General features: G+C 72.7%; 14 protein-coding genes. 4 read left to right on the top strand and 10 right to left on the bottom strand.

The window, feature by feature from the left end; translation table 11 throughout:
• Positions 1-2: 2 nt before the first annotated feature.
• Positions 3-1,724 (bottom strand): MFS transporter, encoded by a 1,722-nt coding sequence (locus OG917_RS07210; protein WP_328316707.1) that lies wholly within the window; start codon positions 1,722-1,724, stop codon positions 3-5.
• A 454-nt stretch (positions 1,725-2,178) separates the two neighbouring features.
• Here OG917_RS07210 and OG917_RS07215 point away from each other — a divergent pair, with 454 nt between their 5' ends.
• Positions 2,179-3,210 (top strand): phosphatase PAP2 family protein, encoded by a 1,032-nt coding sequence (locus tag OG917_RS07215; RefSeq protein WP_328316708.1) that lies wholly within the window; start codon positions 2,179-2,181, stop codon positions 3,208-3,210.
• Between the two features lie 143 nt (positions 3,211-3,353).
• Here the strand turns inward: OG917_RS07215 and OG917_RS07220 are convergent, their stop codons facing one another.
• From OG917_RS07220 to OG917_RS07235, 4 genes are all read right to left on the bottom strand, one after another.
• Positions 3,354-3,569 carry an I78 family peptidase inhibitor gene (locus OG917_RS07220; RefSeq protein ID WP_328316709.1) on the bottom strand — a complete coding sequence of 72 codons (216 nt, stop codon included), beginning with the start codon at positions 3,567-3,569 and terminating at the stop codon, positions 3,354-3,356.
• A 331-nt stretch (positions 3,570-3,900) separates the two neighbouring features.
• Positions 3,901-4,725: a transferase gene (locus OG917_RS07225; RefSeq protein WP_328316710.1), complete on the bottom strand. Its 825-nt coding sequence runs from the start codon at positions 4,723-4,725 to the stop codon at positions 3,901-3,903.
• A complete protein-coding gene (locus OG917_RS07230; protein WP_328316711.1) occupies positions 4,722-5,999 on the bottom strand; it encodes a glycosyltransferase family 4 protein in 1,278 nt (425 codons plus the stop codon). Before OG917_RS07230 ends, OG917_RS07225 begins: the two co-directional genes overlap by 4 nt.
• Positions 6,000-6,125: 126 nt before the next feature.
• Positions 6,126-6,731, bottom strand: a complete 606-nt coding sequence (locus OG917_RS07235) for a transglycosylase family protein (RefSeq protein WP_328316712.1) — start codon at positions 6,729-6,731, stop codon at positions 6,126-6,128.
• A 226-nt stretch (positions 6,732-6,957) separates the two neighbouring features.
• On the opposite strand from OG917_RS07235, the gene OG917_RS07240 reads away from it, so the two are divergent.
• The gene (locus tag OG917_RS07240) at positions 6,958-7,743 is read left to right on the top strand and encodes a hypothetical protein (RefSeq protein WP_328316713.1); all 786 of its coding nucleotides are present in this window, start codon (positions 6,958-6,960) and stop codon (positions 7,741-7,743) included.
• 193 nt (positions 7,744-7,936) lie between these two features.
• Positions 7,937-8,221 (top strand): hypothetical protein, encoded by a 285-nt coding sequence (locus OG917_RS07245; RefSeq protein WP_328316714.1) that lies wholly within the window; start codon positions 7,937-7,939, stop codon positions 8,219-8,221.
• A 57-nt stretch (positions 8,222-8,278) separates the two neighbouring features.
• On the opposite strand, the gene der is transcribed toward OG917_RS07245, so the two are convergent.
• From der to aroH, 5 genes are all read right to left on the bottom strand, one after another.
• On the bottom strand, positions 8,279-9,727 hold the full coding sequence (gene der, locus OG917_RS07250) for a ribosome biogenesis GTPase Der (RefSeq protein ID WP_328316715.1): 1,449 nt from the start codon (positions 9,725-9,727) through the stop codon (positions 8,279-8,281).
• A 65-nt stretch (positions 9,728-9,792) separates the two neighbouring features.
• On the bottom strand, positions 9,793-10,380 hold the full coding sequence (locus tag OG917_RS07255; RefSeq protein ID WP_328316716.1) for a lysophospholipid acyltransferase family protein: 588 nt from the start codon (positions 10,378-10,380) through the stop codon (positions 9,793-9,795).
• A 53-nt stretch (positions 10,381-10,433) separates the two neighbouring features.
• Positions 10,434-11,150: a (d)CMP kinase gene (gene cmk / locus OG917_RS07260; protein WP_328316717.1), complete on the bottom strand. Its 717-nt coding sequence runs from the start codon at positions 11,148-11,150 to the stop codon at positions 10,434-10,436.
• Between the two features lie 121 nt (positions 11,151-11,271).
• A complete protein-coding gene (locus OG917_RS07265) occupies positions 11,272-12,357 on the bottom strand; it encodes a prephenate dehydrogenase (protein WP_328316718.1) in 1,086 nt (361 codons plus the stop codon).
• Entirely contained in the window at positions 12,354-12,716 is a 363-nt protein-coding gene (gene aroH, locus OG917_RS07270) for a chorismate mutase (protein ID WP_328316719.1), read from the bottom strand. Before aroH ends, OG917_RS07265 begins: the two co-directional genes overlap by 4 nt.
• A gap of 155 nt (positions 12,717-12,871) precedes the next feature.
• Between aroH and OG917_RS07275 the strand changes: the two genes are divergently transcribed.
• Positions 12,872-13,621, top strand: coding sequence for a nucleotidyltransferase domain-containing protein (locus OG917_RS07275; protein ID WP_328316720.1), 750 nt, complete (start codon positions 12,872-12,874; stop codon positions 13,619-13,621).
• Positions 13,622-13,661: the final 40 nt, after the last annotated feature.

Genomic DNA, 13,661 nt, shown 5'->3' on the forward strand with positions numbered 1-13,661 from the left:
GCTCAGTGTCCCGCGCGTCCAGACCCGGCCGTATCGGCGGACACCTGGCGCCGCAGGGCGGCCGAGGGCACCTTCGGCCGGGCCTCGGGGGCGCGTCCGTCCGGCGGCTGCCCGGCGCGCGCCCGGTCGGCGTCCGCCCGTACGGCGAGCGTCCCGCTGCCGTGCTCCCGCTCCCCGGGCGGGGCCGTGCAGTCCATCACCCGGGGCAGCCGGAGCGCCGCCACCGCGCCGAGCAGCAGCAGCCCGGCGCTGACCAGCAGGGTGACGTGCAGCCCGTGGACGAAGGCGTCCCGCGCGGCACTGCGCAGGGCGGCCCCGGCGGGGCCACCGAGCCGGGCGGCCACCTGATAGGCCTCCCCCAGCGAGTTGGCGGCCTGGCGGCTGGCCGCGACGGGGACCCCGTGCACCGAGCTGAGCGACGGCCCGTAGGCCGCGTTCATGACGCTGCCGAGCAGCGCTATCCCCATACCGGCGCCCAGCTGGTACGAGGTCTCGCCGATCGCCGCCGCGCCGCCCGCCCGGTCGGCGGGCGCTTCGCTGAGCATCGACTCGTACGACCCGAAGAGCGTCGCCTGGAGTCCGAAGCCCAGCAGCACGAAGGAGACGGTCAGCAGCAACGGAGCGTCGTGGGAGCCCATCCGCACCAGGCAGAGCACGGCAGCCGCGGTCAGTACGAACCCGGAGCACACCATCCGGCGCGGCCCGGCGCGGCGCAGCACGGAGGAGCCCATGGCCCCGGCGGTGATGGCGGCGAACGTGAGCGGCAGCAGCCGCAGACCGGTGGCCAGCGGGCTGAGGCCGAGTACCAGCTGGAGGTACTGGACGGCGATCAGCTCCAGGCCGACCAGGGCCAGCATGGCCAGGACGATGCAGCCGACCGCCGTGGTGAAGGCGGGCCGGGAGAACATCCGGATGTCGATGAGCGGATGCTCCCTGCTCCGCTGCCGCCTGACGAAGAGCACCAGCAGTACGGCACCGGTCACCAGTGGCACGAGAGTCCCGGCCCCGGCGGCCCCTTCGCCACCGCCGATGCGCTTGACCCCCAGCACCACACCGAGCACGCCGGCGGCGGCCATCAGTGCGCCGAGCACGTCCCACGGGCCGTCCGCGCTGCCCCGCGACTCGGGCAGCACCCAGCGGGCGAGCGGCAGCAGCACCGCCATCAGCGGGAGGTTGATGAGGAAGACCGACCCCCACCAGAAATGTTCGACGAGGAAGCCGCCGAGCACCGGGCCGATGGCGGCGCCGACCGCGGCCACGGCGGTCCACACCCCGATCGCGACGGCGCGTTCACGGCGGTCGGGGAAGACGGCCCGCAGGACCGACAGCGTCGCCGGCATGATCATCGCGCCACCGACCCCGAGCAGGGCGCGCGCCCCGATCAGGACCGCGGAGCTGGTGGAGAGGGCGGCGACCGCCGATGCCACCCCGAACAGGGCGTACCCGATCAGCAGGATGCGACGGCGCCCCACCCGGTCGCCGAGCGTGCCGAAGAGGATCAGCAGTGACGCGCAGACCAGTGGATAGGCGTCGACGATCCAGAGCAGCTGGATGGCGCCGGGGCGCAGGTCCTCCGTGAGCGCGGGCACCGCGACATGCAGGACGGTCGCGTCGAGCGCGACCAGCAGCAGACTGACGCACAGGACGACCAGGACGACCCAGCGGTTGGCACCGGCTGCCACGGCGGCGCCGGGGCGCCTGCCGGTTGTGGACGTCCCTGACATGCGCCTACCTCCCACAACTGTGTGCGCCTCGCGCTCGGCGGACCTGCGGGGGACCTGCGCCCTCCCGGGGCCCGGCTTCGACGGGCGAGTGAGCCGTCAGCGTACGCGAGACCTCGTCCGTGTCACGTGGCCCATCTCACCTCCCGCCGCACCGGTCCGGATCGGTGCGGCGGCACGGAGCGCGCCCTGCTCCCCTCCGCTCCGCGTCCCGCCGGGCGATCCCGCGGGACGGCGGCGGCCCCGCGGGAATATCGACTGCATACCCGTAAAACTCTTCAGCAGAGCGCTGATAACACGAGCGTAAGGGTCTTCTTGCATATAACGAGACCCACGAACCGCTATTCGGCATTCCGTTGGAATAGACAAGCCACTGAGACATAGTCCACATCACATCGTCATCACAAAGAGACCGGATCGGCCAGGCATGTCACTCACTCGCTGTAACGTCGATTGGGTGCGTATCGACCGAATCTTTGCCCGCCTGGACCGGGAGCCGGAACCGCCGGAGCTGGAGATCCCGCGGATGAGCCGGACCAGGGTCGCCCTGCTCGGCTCGACGCTGGCCTTCTATCTGGCCATCGTCGTCGCCGTGCTGTCCACGTCCTGGCTCGTGGAGCTGGACTGGAAGGTCATGCTCTTCCGGCCGTACCAGCAGTGGCCGCAGCTGCATGCGTTCCTCGACTACTTCGTGGTGCTCGGCCAGCGCGGACCCACCGCGGTGATGGTCGCGGCCTGGCTCGGCTGGCGCTCCTGGCGGCAGCACACCCTGAGGCCCCTGCTGACCCTCGGCGCCGCCCTGCTGCTGCTGAACATCACGGTGGGCGCGGTCAAGCTCGGCCTCGGCCGCCTCGGCCCGCACTACGCCACCCAGATCGGCTCGGCCGAGCTCTTCGCCGGCGGCGATATATTTCCTTCAGGACACACCGCCAACGCCGTCGTGACCTGGGGAATCCTGGCCTATCTGGCCACCACACCGCTGGCCAGGCGCTGGCTCTCGGTGGGCTCGTCCGCACTGGCTCTGGGCGTCGGGGCCACCACGGTCTACCTCGGCACGCACTGGCTGAGCGATGTGCTCCTCGGCTGGGCCGCGGGGCTGCTGGTCCTGCTGGCGCTCCCCTGGTTCGAGCCGCTGATCGGCCGTACCGAGACCGCGGTCTTCGCGGTGCGCCGGAAGCTGCGCGCCGGGCGCCGCAGGCCCGCCTCACCCACCCCCGTCCCGGCCGACGTCCAGCCGGTGCTGCTCCCGAACGGACACCCCAGGGCGGAGGACCCGGCCGACGAGAGCCAGCCGCTGGAGCCCGCGGGCATCGCGGGCCGTTCCGCCGGTACGCCCAGGAGCGGCGCGCACCCCACCTCGCTCCAGCGGACGCACGGCGCACGCTCGGAGCGCGCCCCCGGCACGCCGGCCGGCAGCCGCCGGCCCCCGCACGCCGACCGCACCCCGCGCACCGGGCAGAGCCGCCCGGTCACGGGCGGCTCCACCTGACAGCGGGAGCGGTACGCACGGACTCCCCCGCAGTACGAAGCCCCGGCCGGGGATCTCCTCCCCGGCCGGGGCTTCGTACTGCGGGGGCGCGGATCCTGCCCCGCCTGGGGCTGCGGCTGCGGCTGCGGCTGCGGCTGCGGGGATCAGCCGGGCCAGCAGCGGACGACCTTCCCCCCGTCGACCTCGAAGTTGAGCCGGCCGGGCCGGAACTCCATGGTGATGACCGTGCCCGTGGGGAGCGCTCTCACGGTGGACCAGCCGCGCTCCCCGGCCAGCTGCCGGGCCGGCTCCTCATCGAGCCCCACATAACTGCCGGGTGCGTCGTCGGGCTGTACGGAAGGGGTCGGAATGGGTGCCATGACATCCACCGTAGGCCCCCGGACCGGGAAGAAGGAAGGCCGGGCGTACGGGCGTCAGGGCCTTGCCCGTACCTGTGCGTTGTCACACTTCTGTCACAGCGGCAAGACACCTGTTCGGCCGCGGCCCGTCACCCGAAGGGGTGTTCCGGCCATGTCGAATCCTCAATGCACACAAGGTGAACTCCGGAGTAATTGAACCGCCCGAATTCCACAGCGAAGGACTGCCGTATGCGGGCACCGAAATTTCCGGTGAATAAAGCAGCCAAGAAAGACAGCGACGTGTCCGATTCACGGATTCCCCACAGAATCCGCACCGTCCGGAGGCCGCCCCTCAGCCCTTCGGCGGGTCGATCCGCACACTGAGGTCGTTGTCCACCGTGTAGTACGGCGTGGCCGTGACGCCCGGCGCCGCACCGCCGCCGCACGGCGAGCCCGGGTAGACGAAGACGGACTTCCGGTCGGCGATGTCGTCGAGGATCCGGCCGATCCGGACACCCGGCCCACCCCGCGCCACACCCTCCGGCCGCAGCCACAGGTCCCAGAACCTGCCTCCTGCCGCGTCGCCCCCGGCCAGCGGCCCGTAGGGCAACGTACAGCTGAACGCCCCGTCACCGCCGGGCCTCGCGGACTCCCGGTGCACCTGGCCGGGTACGCCGCGCAGCCGTGCCTCGACCACCGCGTCCCCACCGGGCACCGCCCCGTACAGGCGTCCGCGGAGAGTCAGCGAGCTGTCGCGCACGGTCAGCTCGCCCGCTTCGGCGTGCGGGGAACGGGACCAGCTGCGGACGGCGAGCGTCCCGTCGGCGGTGCGGTACGGAATCCGGGCGGTCACGGTCGCGGCCGTCGGGCCCGGTATGCGGTCGATCAGCGTCCGCAGGTCCCGAAGGCCCGGTTCGACCCGCTGCTCACCGGCCGGCCCTCCCCCGGCGAAGACGTCCCAGCGCCCCTCGCCGAGCTCCGCCGAGGCGTCCAGCACTGCTTCCGGCCGGCCGTGCGGTGGCCGCGTGAGCGCGAGCCGCACCCGGTCACCGGACTTGCGCCGCTCCAGGACCAGCCCGTCGGGGCCAGGCCCCGCGACGGTGAAGCGGACCGTCCCGTCGGCTTCTGCCACGCAGTCGACGGTGTACGGCAGCCGGTGCTCCCCGGTCCCTGTCATGCGGCCCTCCTCCTTCGCACCGCACCGGAGACCCGGTGCCGCAGTCCGTACGCCCTGCTCCCCGCAGTGCCGCGGGCACGCAGCAGGCCCTCGCCCAGCGCGCCGCGGGACCGCCCGCGCCCGGCGGCCAGCTCGGCGAAGAGCGCCTCGTGCCGCGCGGCGACCGGCGCGGGATCGAAACGTGCCGAGCTCTCGCGCGCGGCCCGCCCCATCGCACCGCGCAGCGCGTCGTCCTCGATCAGTTCGAGCAGGGCCGAGGCGATGGCCCGGGTGTCGCCCACCGGTACGAGCCGTCCGTCCGCGCCGTCGCTGATGATCTCGCGGGGGCCGTGCGGGCAGTCGGTGGCGACGACCGGCAGGCCCGAGCGCATCGCCTCGACGATGGACATCCCGAAGGACTCCAGGCGTGACGTGACGGCGGCCACCGAGCCCTTGACCCACTCCGTCTCGATGGGGTTGGCCGAGCCCATCAGGAACACGTGGTTGTACAGGCCCAGTTCATCGATCAGGGCCCGCAGGGCGTCCTTCTCGTTGCCGCTTGCGTCGCCGCTGCCGTAGATGCGCAGCCGCCAGTCCGGGCGGACCGCCACCACCTGCCCGAAGGCCCGGACCAGCAGGTCGAACCGCTTCGTCTCCGTCAGCCGGCCCGCCGCCACCACCCACTTCGCCGTGGTGCCGGAGGCCGGGAGACGAGGCTCGGGAACGCTGTTGGGGATGGCCTCGATCCGCAGGCCGGGCAGGGCCAGCCGGGTGCGGTAGGCGTGTGCGTCCGCCTCGGAGACCGTGGTCACGGCGTCCAGGAGCCCGTAGCGGTAGCCGATCTCGCGGTGCAACAGGGCGTTGTGACTGTCCAGCGTGAGGTGTTCCTGACCGATCCGGACCGGGCCGCGCCGCGCCTGCCGGGCGATCTGCACATTGAGCCCCGGGCGGGTGCCGACGATCACGTCGGTCTCCAGGGACTTCAGATACCGGGCGATCCGGGTGTCCGTGAGCCGGCTGTACTGGCGGTGGCGGTGATCGCCCCGGGGGAAGACCGCGGCCGGTCTGGAATGCTCCGGGTCGCCCCCTGCGAACTCCCCGCTGTCCTTGCGCATATCGACGAGATGGCTCATCCGTACGCCGCCGGGGGCGCCGAGCGCCGGCCGGTCCCGGTGGCGGAAGACGGAGACGATCTCCACGTCGTGCTGCTCGGCCAGGGTCCCGGCGAGCGTGAAGGTCGTCCGGATCGTGCCGCCGATGCCGTAGGCGTTGTGGAGCATGAAAGTGATGTGCATGTCGCCGTCGTATCCCCCGCGTTGCCACGTGTGCCGGGGACCCCGGCGCCCCGGCGCCCCCGGTGTCCCGGTTCTCCCCCCGTGACTGTCGTGCGAAGGGACTCTACTCGGCGGCCTGCCCGCCGCTCAGGCGGAGTCCCCGGCCGTGGCCGGGAGGGTCAGCCGGGTGCCGATGGTGAGCCGGTCGGGGCGGGCCCCGACGGAGCCGGTGTTGCTCCGGTAGAGCGCGCGCCAGCCGCCCCTGATCCGGTGGCGCCGGGCGATGGAGCTGAGCGTCTCGCCGGATCGCACGACATGGATCCGGCCTTCACGGACCCGGCCGTCGTGGACCCGGCCGTCGTGGACCCGGCCGTCACGGATCCGGCCGTCGGTGAAGCCGTACCGCTTGGAACAGACCGGCCAGGCCTGCCAGCCCTGGGCCGCGAGGATCCGCTCCGCGACGGTGATCTGCTGCTCCCGGGTGGCCAGATCGGCCCGGGGCGCATAGGCACGACCGCCGTACTCGACCCAGGTCGACTGGAGGATCTGCAGCCCGCCGTAGAAGGAGTTGCCGGTGTTGGTGTCCCAGCGACCCCCGCTCTCGCACTCGGCGATGCACCCCCAGGGCCGCTGATCGCCGGTACAGGGCAGCGGCGCCGCGCCCGGAGCCCCCGCCGCGGCGTGCGCACCGGACGGCGCCAGGGCGAACAGGAGGGCCAGCAGCGCGGCGGGCCACACTCGAGGGGTCGACATCGCGCCAAGGTAAGCAGAGCGGATCAGATGATGATCACGCCGCGCGACGGACGCCGACCGGCCCACCCGGTCGGCGGACCCGCGCGGCCCTCTTCCCGGCCGTGTCCGGTTCCGTATCCGCCCGGATTCCGTCCGCCTTTTCGCGTGACCCCGGAAGGCGGTCTCCCGTTGTTCTCTTGTTGGCCGGGAACTTCCCGGCGCACGAACCGAGTTCGAGGAGCCACCCGTGCCGCGCATGCTCGACGTCAGCCAGGACGTACGTGCCGAGATCGGCGACGAAGAAGCCGATCTCCTGCTCGCCGGGGAGAACACCCCGGGCAGCTACGACTGCACCTCATGCCGCACCCCCGGGGACTCCGAGCAGGAGCGCACCAGCACAGTGCTGTTCGTCGGCGACGAGACCGCCGTGCTCGCCTTCGCCCACGCGACCTGCATCCCGTCCCAGGTCGTCAAGGTCGCCGAGACGCAGCTCCAGGGCGCCGTACGGAGCATCACGGGTGAGGGCGGCGGGACCGCTCCGCAGGCCGCGGCGGCTCCGGAGCAGGCCGTGCTCGGCATCACCAGCGGTCTCGTACTGATCCAGGGCGAGCTCCACCCGGCGCTGGTGGTCGAGCCGACCGCGCCCGTGGTCCGGCCGGGCTCCACCGGCCAGGGCGACGACTTCCTCCAGCTCCTCATCGAGCAGGGCTTCCAGCCGGTCGCAGGTCTGGAGCAGGTGCCCAGCGCACTGCCGGGCTGGTCCGTGCTGCTCGCCATGGGACAGCTGCACGCCATCCTCCAGCCCGGTACCGGCGGCGGCAGCCCCGTCTCCTGGTGGCAGGCCCACCAGCCGCTCCATGTCACCGATGGCTGGCGCGCGGCTGCCAACAAGTCGCACACAGTGCTGATCTTCGCGGCCCCGGCGGGCTCGATCGGCCAGCAGGGCCGCGAGGACCTGCTGCGGGACGCGCTGGAGCGGGCGGCGGCGCGGGGCGCGCTGGTGGCCGCGGCCCTGCCGCTGGCCGGCACCTGAGAGAGCCGATACCCGAAACCCCCCGACTCTTACCGGTCCGGGGGGTTATCGGCGTTTTTGCCCAGGAAAATCCGTTAGTGTCCACCCGCATCCGAAGAGCTGCGGGGTCGTTGGCCCCTGTGTGCACCCATACGAGCCGAGCCGCCAGCCGTACCAGGCCCCGATCCCCGCGATGCGCCCGTCGCAGGATCCCATGGGGAGCCGGTCCGCCACACCGATCTACGACGCGCTCTACTCCGAGTACCGCAGATCGTTCCGTACGCTGCCCGGCGACCGGAGCAACGAGGAACACACCGGCTTCACGGCCTTCGGTACCGGCATGCACAGCAGCGGAATGCACGGCAACGGCATGCAGGCCGGCGGAGTGCACGGCAGCAGCGTGCAGCGCCCGCAGGAGCACCCCGGGGCGTGGCAGCGCCAGCAGTCCGGTGGGCACGCGCGGCCCGCGCTGCCGCCCGGCCCGCGCCGGGGTCTGTGACCGGGGCGGGGCCGGAGCACCGGTCCTGCCCCGGCCGGCACGGCGCCCTGCGTCCGGCTACTTCTTGCGGCCGCGCTTCTCGCGCACCCGGACCGAGATGTGGATCGGCGTGCCGTCGAAGCCGAACTCCTCACGCAGCCGGCGCTCGATGAAGCGCCGGTAACCGGCCTCCAGGAAGCCGGACGCGAAGAGGACGAACCGCGGCGGCATCGTCCCGGCCTGCGTACCGAAGAGGATGCGCGGCTGCTTTCCACCGCGGACCGGGTGCGGGTGCGCCGCGACGATCTCGCCGAGGAAGGCGTTGAGACGGCCGGTGGGGATCCGGGTCTCCCAGCCCTTGATGGCGGTCTCGATCGCCGGGACCAGCCTCTCCATGTGGCGCCCGGTGCGTGCGGAGACGTTCACCCGGGGAGCCCAGGCGACCTGCGCGAGCTCGCTCTCGATCTCCCGCTCCAGGTAGTAGCGGCGCTCCTCGTCGAGGTCGTCCCACTTGTTGAAGGCGAGGACCATCGCACGGCCCGCCTCGACGGCCATGGTGACGATGCGCTGGTCCTGGACGCTGATGGACTCGGTGGCGTCGATCAGGATGACCGCGACCTCGGCCTTCTCCACGGCTGCCGCGGTACGCAGCGACGCGTAGTAGTCCGCGCCCTCCTGGAGGTGCACCCGGCGGCGGATGCCGGCCGTGTCGATGAACTTCCAGACGATGCCGCCGAGCTCGATCAGCTCGTCCACCGGGTCACGGGTGGTGCCCGCCATCGCGTTGACGACGACCCGGTCCTCGTTCGCGACCTTGTTGAGCAGCGACGACTTGCCGACGTTCGGACGGCCGATGAGGGCGATCCGGCGCGGGCCGCCGACCGTGGTGCCGAAGGTCTGCGCGGGCGCCTCGGGGAGCGCTTCGAGTACGGCGTCCAGCATGTCGCCGGTGCCGCGGCCGTGCAGCGAGGAGACGGGGTGCGGCTCGCCGAGGCCCAGCGACCAGAGCGTGCTGGCGTCGGCCTCGCCGCTCTGCCCGTCGACCTTGTTGGCGCAGAGCACCACGGGCTTGCCCGCCCGGCGCAGCAGCTTGACGACGGCCTCGTCGGTGTCGGTGGCGCCGACCGTCGAGTCGACCACGAAGACCACGGCGTCAGCGGTCTCGATGGCGTACTCGGCCTGGGCGGCGACGGACGCGTCCAGACCCAGGACGTCCTGCTCCCAGCCGCCGGTGTCGACGACCTTGAAGCGCCGGCCTGCCCACTCGGCCTCGTACGAGACACGGTCGCGGGTCACACCCGGCTTGTCCTGGACGACCGCCTCCCGGCGGCCGATGATGCGGTTCACCAGGGTCGACTTGCCGACATTCGGCCGGCCGACGACTGCGAGGACGGGGAGGGGGCCGTGCGAGGCCTCCTCAAGGGCACCCTCGACGTCTTCGGCGTCGAAGCCCTCTTCCGCGGCGAGCTCCATGAACTCCGCGTACTCGGCGTCGCCGAGTGCTCCGTGGTCGTGCTGGTCGTTCATGAAGTCCGTTCCTCTGTTGCGTCATCGATGGACCGCGGTTGCGCGGTCCACTACTCAAGTCTCGCTCAGCGCCCGGTGAGGCGCCTGGCACTTTCCAGGTGGGCGGTGAGCCGCCGCTGGATCCGTACGGTGGCCTCGTCCAGCGCCCCGCGGGTGCGCCGTCCGCTGCCGTCCCCGGCGTCGAAGGCCTCGCCGAACACCACGTCGACCTTGCTGCGCAGCGGCGGCAGCGCCCTGACGAGACGCCCGCCCCGCCCGGTACTGCCGAGGACGGCCACCGGGACGATCGGCGCCCCCGCCCGCAGCGCGAAGTACGCGAGGCCGGCGCGCAGCGAGGCGAAGTCCCCCTCGCCCCTGGTGCCCTCGGGAAATATCCCGAGCACTCCCCCGCCGGCGAGCACTCCGAGAGCGTCCGTCACCGCTGTCCGGTCGGCGGTCGTCCGGTCCACCTTCAGCTGCCCGATTCCGCGCAGGAACGGATCGAGGGGGCCGGTGAACGCCTCCTTCTTGATCAGGAAGTGCACCGGCCGGGGCGCCGTTCCCATCAGCATGGGCCCGTCGATGTTGTGCGAGTGGTTCACCGCCATGATGACCGGGCCGCTCGCCGGGACCCGCCACGCGCCGAGGACGCGGGGCCTCCACAGGCCGTACATCAGGCCGATCCCGATGCCCCGCCCGACCGCGGCGCCACGTGGCCCCGGTGGTGTCACCTGGCGGCCCGCTTCTCCTCGACGAGGGTGACGACGCACTCGATGACCTGCTGAAGGGTCAGCTCCGTGGTGTCCACCTCGACCGCGTCGTCCGCCTTGGCGAGGGGCGACGCCTTACGGCTGGAGTCGGCCGCGTCCCGCTTGACGAGGGCGTCCCTGGTGGCGGCGAGGTCCGCGGCCTGGCTGCCCTTGAGCTCGCCGCTGCGGCGGGCGGCCCGCGCCTCGGGGGAAGCGGTCAGGAAGACCTTGAGGTCCGCGTCCGGGAGGACGGTCGTCCCTATGTCACGGCCCTCGACGACGATGCCGCCCTCGGCCGACGCGGCGATGTCCCGCTGGAGCTCCGTGATCCTGGTGCGCACCTCGGGGACCGCGCTCACCGCACTGACCTTGGAGGTGACCTCCTGGGTACGGATGGGCCCCGAGGCGTCGGCGCCGTCGACGGTGATCGTCGGGGCGGCCGGGTCGGTACCCGAGACGATGGAGGGCTTGGCCGACGCGTTCGCGACGGCCGCGGCGTCCTGCACGTCGATCCCGTTGCTGATCATCCACCAGGTGATCGCCCGGTACTGGGCGCCCGTGTCCAGGTAGCTCAGCCCGAGCTTGGCGGCGACCGCCTTCGACGTGCTGGACTTGCCCGTGCCGGAGGGGCCGTCGATGGCGACGATCACTGCTGCCGGGGTGTTCCGGGCGGCGGTTTCCACGGTGACGGACACCTTCCTGCTTCACGGGGCGGTATGTGCGGGACGCCGGTGCGCCCTGCACCAGGTTACTGGCTGGGGCGACCGTCCCGTTACGCCGTACGGCCCCGGCACCGCGCGGGCCCGTGCCGGGCCGCTACGGGCGCAGCGACCAGCCGTGCTCCTGCAGCGAGGCGGCGAGCGCGGGGGCCGCGCTGGGCTCCACCATGAGCTGCACAAGACCCGCCTGCTGTCCGGTCGCGTGCTCGATCCGTACGTCCTCGATGTTGACCCCGGCCCGGCCCGCGTCCGCGAAGATCCTGGCCAGCTCGCCCGGCTGGTCGCTGATGAGGACCGCCACGATCTCGTAGGCGGCCGGTGCGGCACCGTGCTTGCCCGGCACCCGCGAACGGCCCGCGTTGCCCCGTTTCAGCACGTCCTCGATGCCGGCGACCCCGGCGTTCCGCTTGTCGTCGTCCGCCGACTGAAGAGCGCGCAGCGCCCGTACGGTCTCGTCCAGGTCGTCCGCGACGCCGGTCAGGACGTCCGCCACCGGCCCCGGGTTGGCCGAGAGGATCTCCACCCACATCCGGGGGTCCGACGCGGCGATCCGTGTGACGTCCCTGATGCCCTGGCCGCAGAGGCGGACGACCGTCTCGTCCGCCTGTTCGAGGCGGGCGGCGACCATCGAGGAGATCAGCTGCGGGGTGTGCGAGACCATGGCCACGGCCCGGTCGTGCGCCTCGGCGTCCATCACCACGGGCACCGCCCGGCAGAGCGCGACCAGCTCCAGGGCGAGGTTCAGCACCTCGGTCTCGGTGTCCCTGGTCGGGGTGAGCACCCAGGGCCGCCCCTCGAAGAGGTCGGCGGTCGCGGCCAGCGGGCCCGAGCGTTCCTTGCCCGCCATCGGGTGCGTGCCGATGTACGCGGCCAGGTCGCAGCCCATCGCCTCCAGCTCGCGGCGCGGCCCGCTCTTCACGCTGGCGACGTCGAGGTAGGCGCGGGCGGCGCCGCGCCGCATCGCGCCGGCCAGGGTGGCTGCCACATGGGCGGGCGGCACCGCGACAATCGCGAGGTCGGCCCGCCCTTCGAGAGGTTCGTCGGTGCCGGCGCCCAGCGCCGCCGCCGTGCGGGCCTGGGACGCGTCGTGATCGACGAGGTGGACCGCGATCCCGCGGCCCATGAGAGCGAGGGCGGCGGATGTGCCGACCAGGCCGGTCCCGATGACGAGAGCGGTCCTCACTGGGCGATGTCCTTGCGCAGGGCCCCTGCGGCGCCGAGGTAGACGTGGGTGATCCCGGCCCTGGGCCGGTCGCTCTCGATGTGCGCGAGGATCCGCACGACGCGGGGCATGGCCCCGGCGATGTCCAGCTCCTGGGCGCAGATCAGCGGCACGTCCACGATGCCGATCCCGCGCGCGGCCGCCGCCGGGAAGGCGCTGTGCAGGTCGGGGGTGGCGGTGAACCAGATACTGATCAGGTCGTCGACCGCGAGGCCGTTGCGCTCCAGGATGGCCGTGAGGAGGGCGGCGACCTGGTCCTCCAGGTGGCCGGCCTCGTCCCGCTCCAGCTGGACCGCGCCCCTGACCGCTCGTACCGCCACGTCCCGCTCCTCGCTCCCGTGTACACCCGCCGCGGGTCTGCCGCGACGGCTCCGTCCAGAGTAGTCAGCCGTACGGGCATCCGGCCCCCCGCGCCCGCCCTGCGAGACGTGGACGGGCTCCGGCGGCCCCGCCGCGCCTGGCGTAGCCTCCCGGGATGCTGCTCACCCCCGGCGCGCTGGTCCGCGATCACACCGTCTACTCCTGTGTGATGGGCTCCCGCGCCTTCGGGCTGGCCACCGAGGCCAGCGACACGGACCGCCGCGGGGTCTTCCTCGCACCGACCCCGCTGTTCTGGGGTTTCGACAAGCCCCCGGCGCATGTGGAGGGCCCGGCCGACGAGCAGTTCTCCTGGGAGCTGGAGCGGTTCTGCGAGCTGGCCCTCCGCGCCAACCCCAACATCCTGGAGTGCCTGCACTCCCCGCTCGTCGAGCACATCGACGCCACCGGGCGTGAACTCCTCTCCCTGCGCGAGGCGTTCCTCTCCCGCGCCGTCCACCGCACCTTCACGCGGTACGCCCTGGGGCAGCGCAGGAAACTGACGGCGGACGTGGCCCTGCGCGGCGCCCCGCGCTGGAAGCACGCGATGCACCTGCTGCGCCTGATGGCGTCCTGCCGCGACCTGCTGCGCACTGGCGAGCTGGTGATCGATGCCGGTGACGCGCGGGAGCCGCTGCTCGCCGTCAGGCGGGGCGAGGTGACCTGGGCGGAGATCGAACGGTGGATGTCCCGCCTGGCCGGCGAGACCGAGGAAGCAGCGGACCGCACTCCGCTGCCGCCGGAGCCGGACACCGCCCGGGTCGCGGACTTCCTGTTCCGGACCCGCCGGGAGTCAGCGCTCCGTCCGGGCCCGTACGGCGAAGCCGTGCGGCGCGTCGGGGGCGGAGGAGGCGGCGGGCAGGCGTGAAGCGGCCGGGCCGCCGCCAGGGCGGCCTGCAGTGCTGTGG

The organism is Streptomyces sp. NBC_00388, from assembly GCF_036061255.1.
Taxonomy (GTDB): domain Bacteria; phylum Actinomycetota; class Actinomycetes; order Streptomycetales; family Streptomycetaceae; genus Streptomyces.

What these genes read in the sequence shown, in the direction of transcription:
- OG917_RS07255 (WP_328316716.1), bottom strand. Translation starts at nt 10,380, where the DNA reads ATGTACGGCCTGTGGAGGCCCCGCGTCCTCGGCGCGTGGCGGGTCCCG.
- OG917_RS07245 (WP_328316714.1), top strand. Translation starts at nt 7,937, where the DNA reads ATGGGGAGCCGGTCCGCCACACCGATCTACGACGCGCTCTACTCCGAG.
- OG917_RS07210 (WP_328316707.1), bottom strand. Translation starts at nt 1,724, where the DNA reads ATGTCAGGGACGTCCACAACCGGCAGGCGCCCCGGCGCCGCCGTGGCA.
- OG917_RS07225 (WP_328316710.1), bottom strand. Translation starts at nt 4,725, where the DNA reads ATGACAGGGACCGGGGAGCACCGGCTGCCGTACACCGTCGACTGCGTG.
- OG917_RS07230 (WP_328316711.1), bottom strand. Translation starts at nt 5,999, where the DNA reads ATGCACATCACTTTCATGCTCCACAACGCCTACGGCATCGGCGGCACG.
- OG917_RS07235 (WP_328316712.1), bottom strand. Translation starts at nt 6,731, where the DNA reads ATGTCGACCCCTCGAGTGTGGCCCGCCGCGCTGCTGGCCCTCCTGTTC.
- der (WP_328316715.1), bottom strand. Translation starts at nt 9,727, where the DNA reads ATGAACGACCAGCACGACCACGGAGCACTCGGCGACGCCGAGTACGCG.
- OG917_RS07275 (WP_328316720.1), top strand. Translation starts at nt 12,872, where the DNA reads ATGCTGCTCACCCCCGGCGCGCTGGTCCGCGATCACACCGTCTACTCC.
- OG917_RS07220 (WP_328316709.1), bottom strand. Translation starts at nt 3,569, where the DNA reads ATGGCACCCATTCCGACCCCTTCCGTACAGCCCGACGACGCACCCGGC.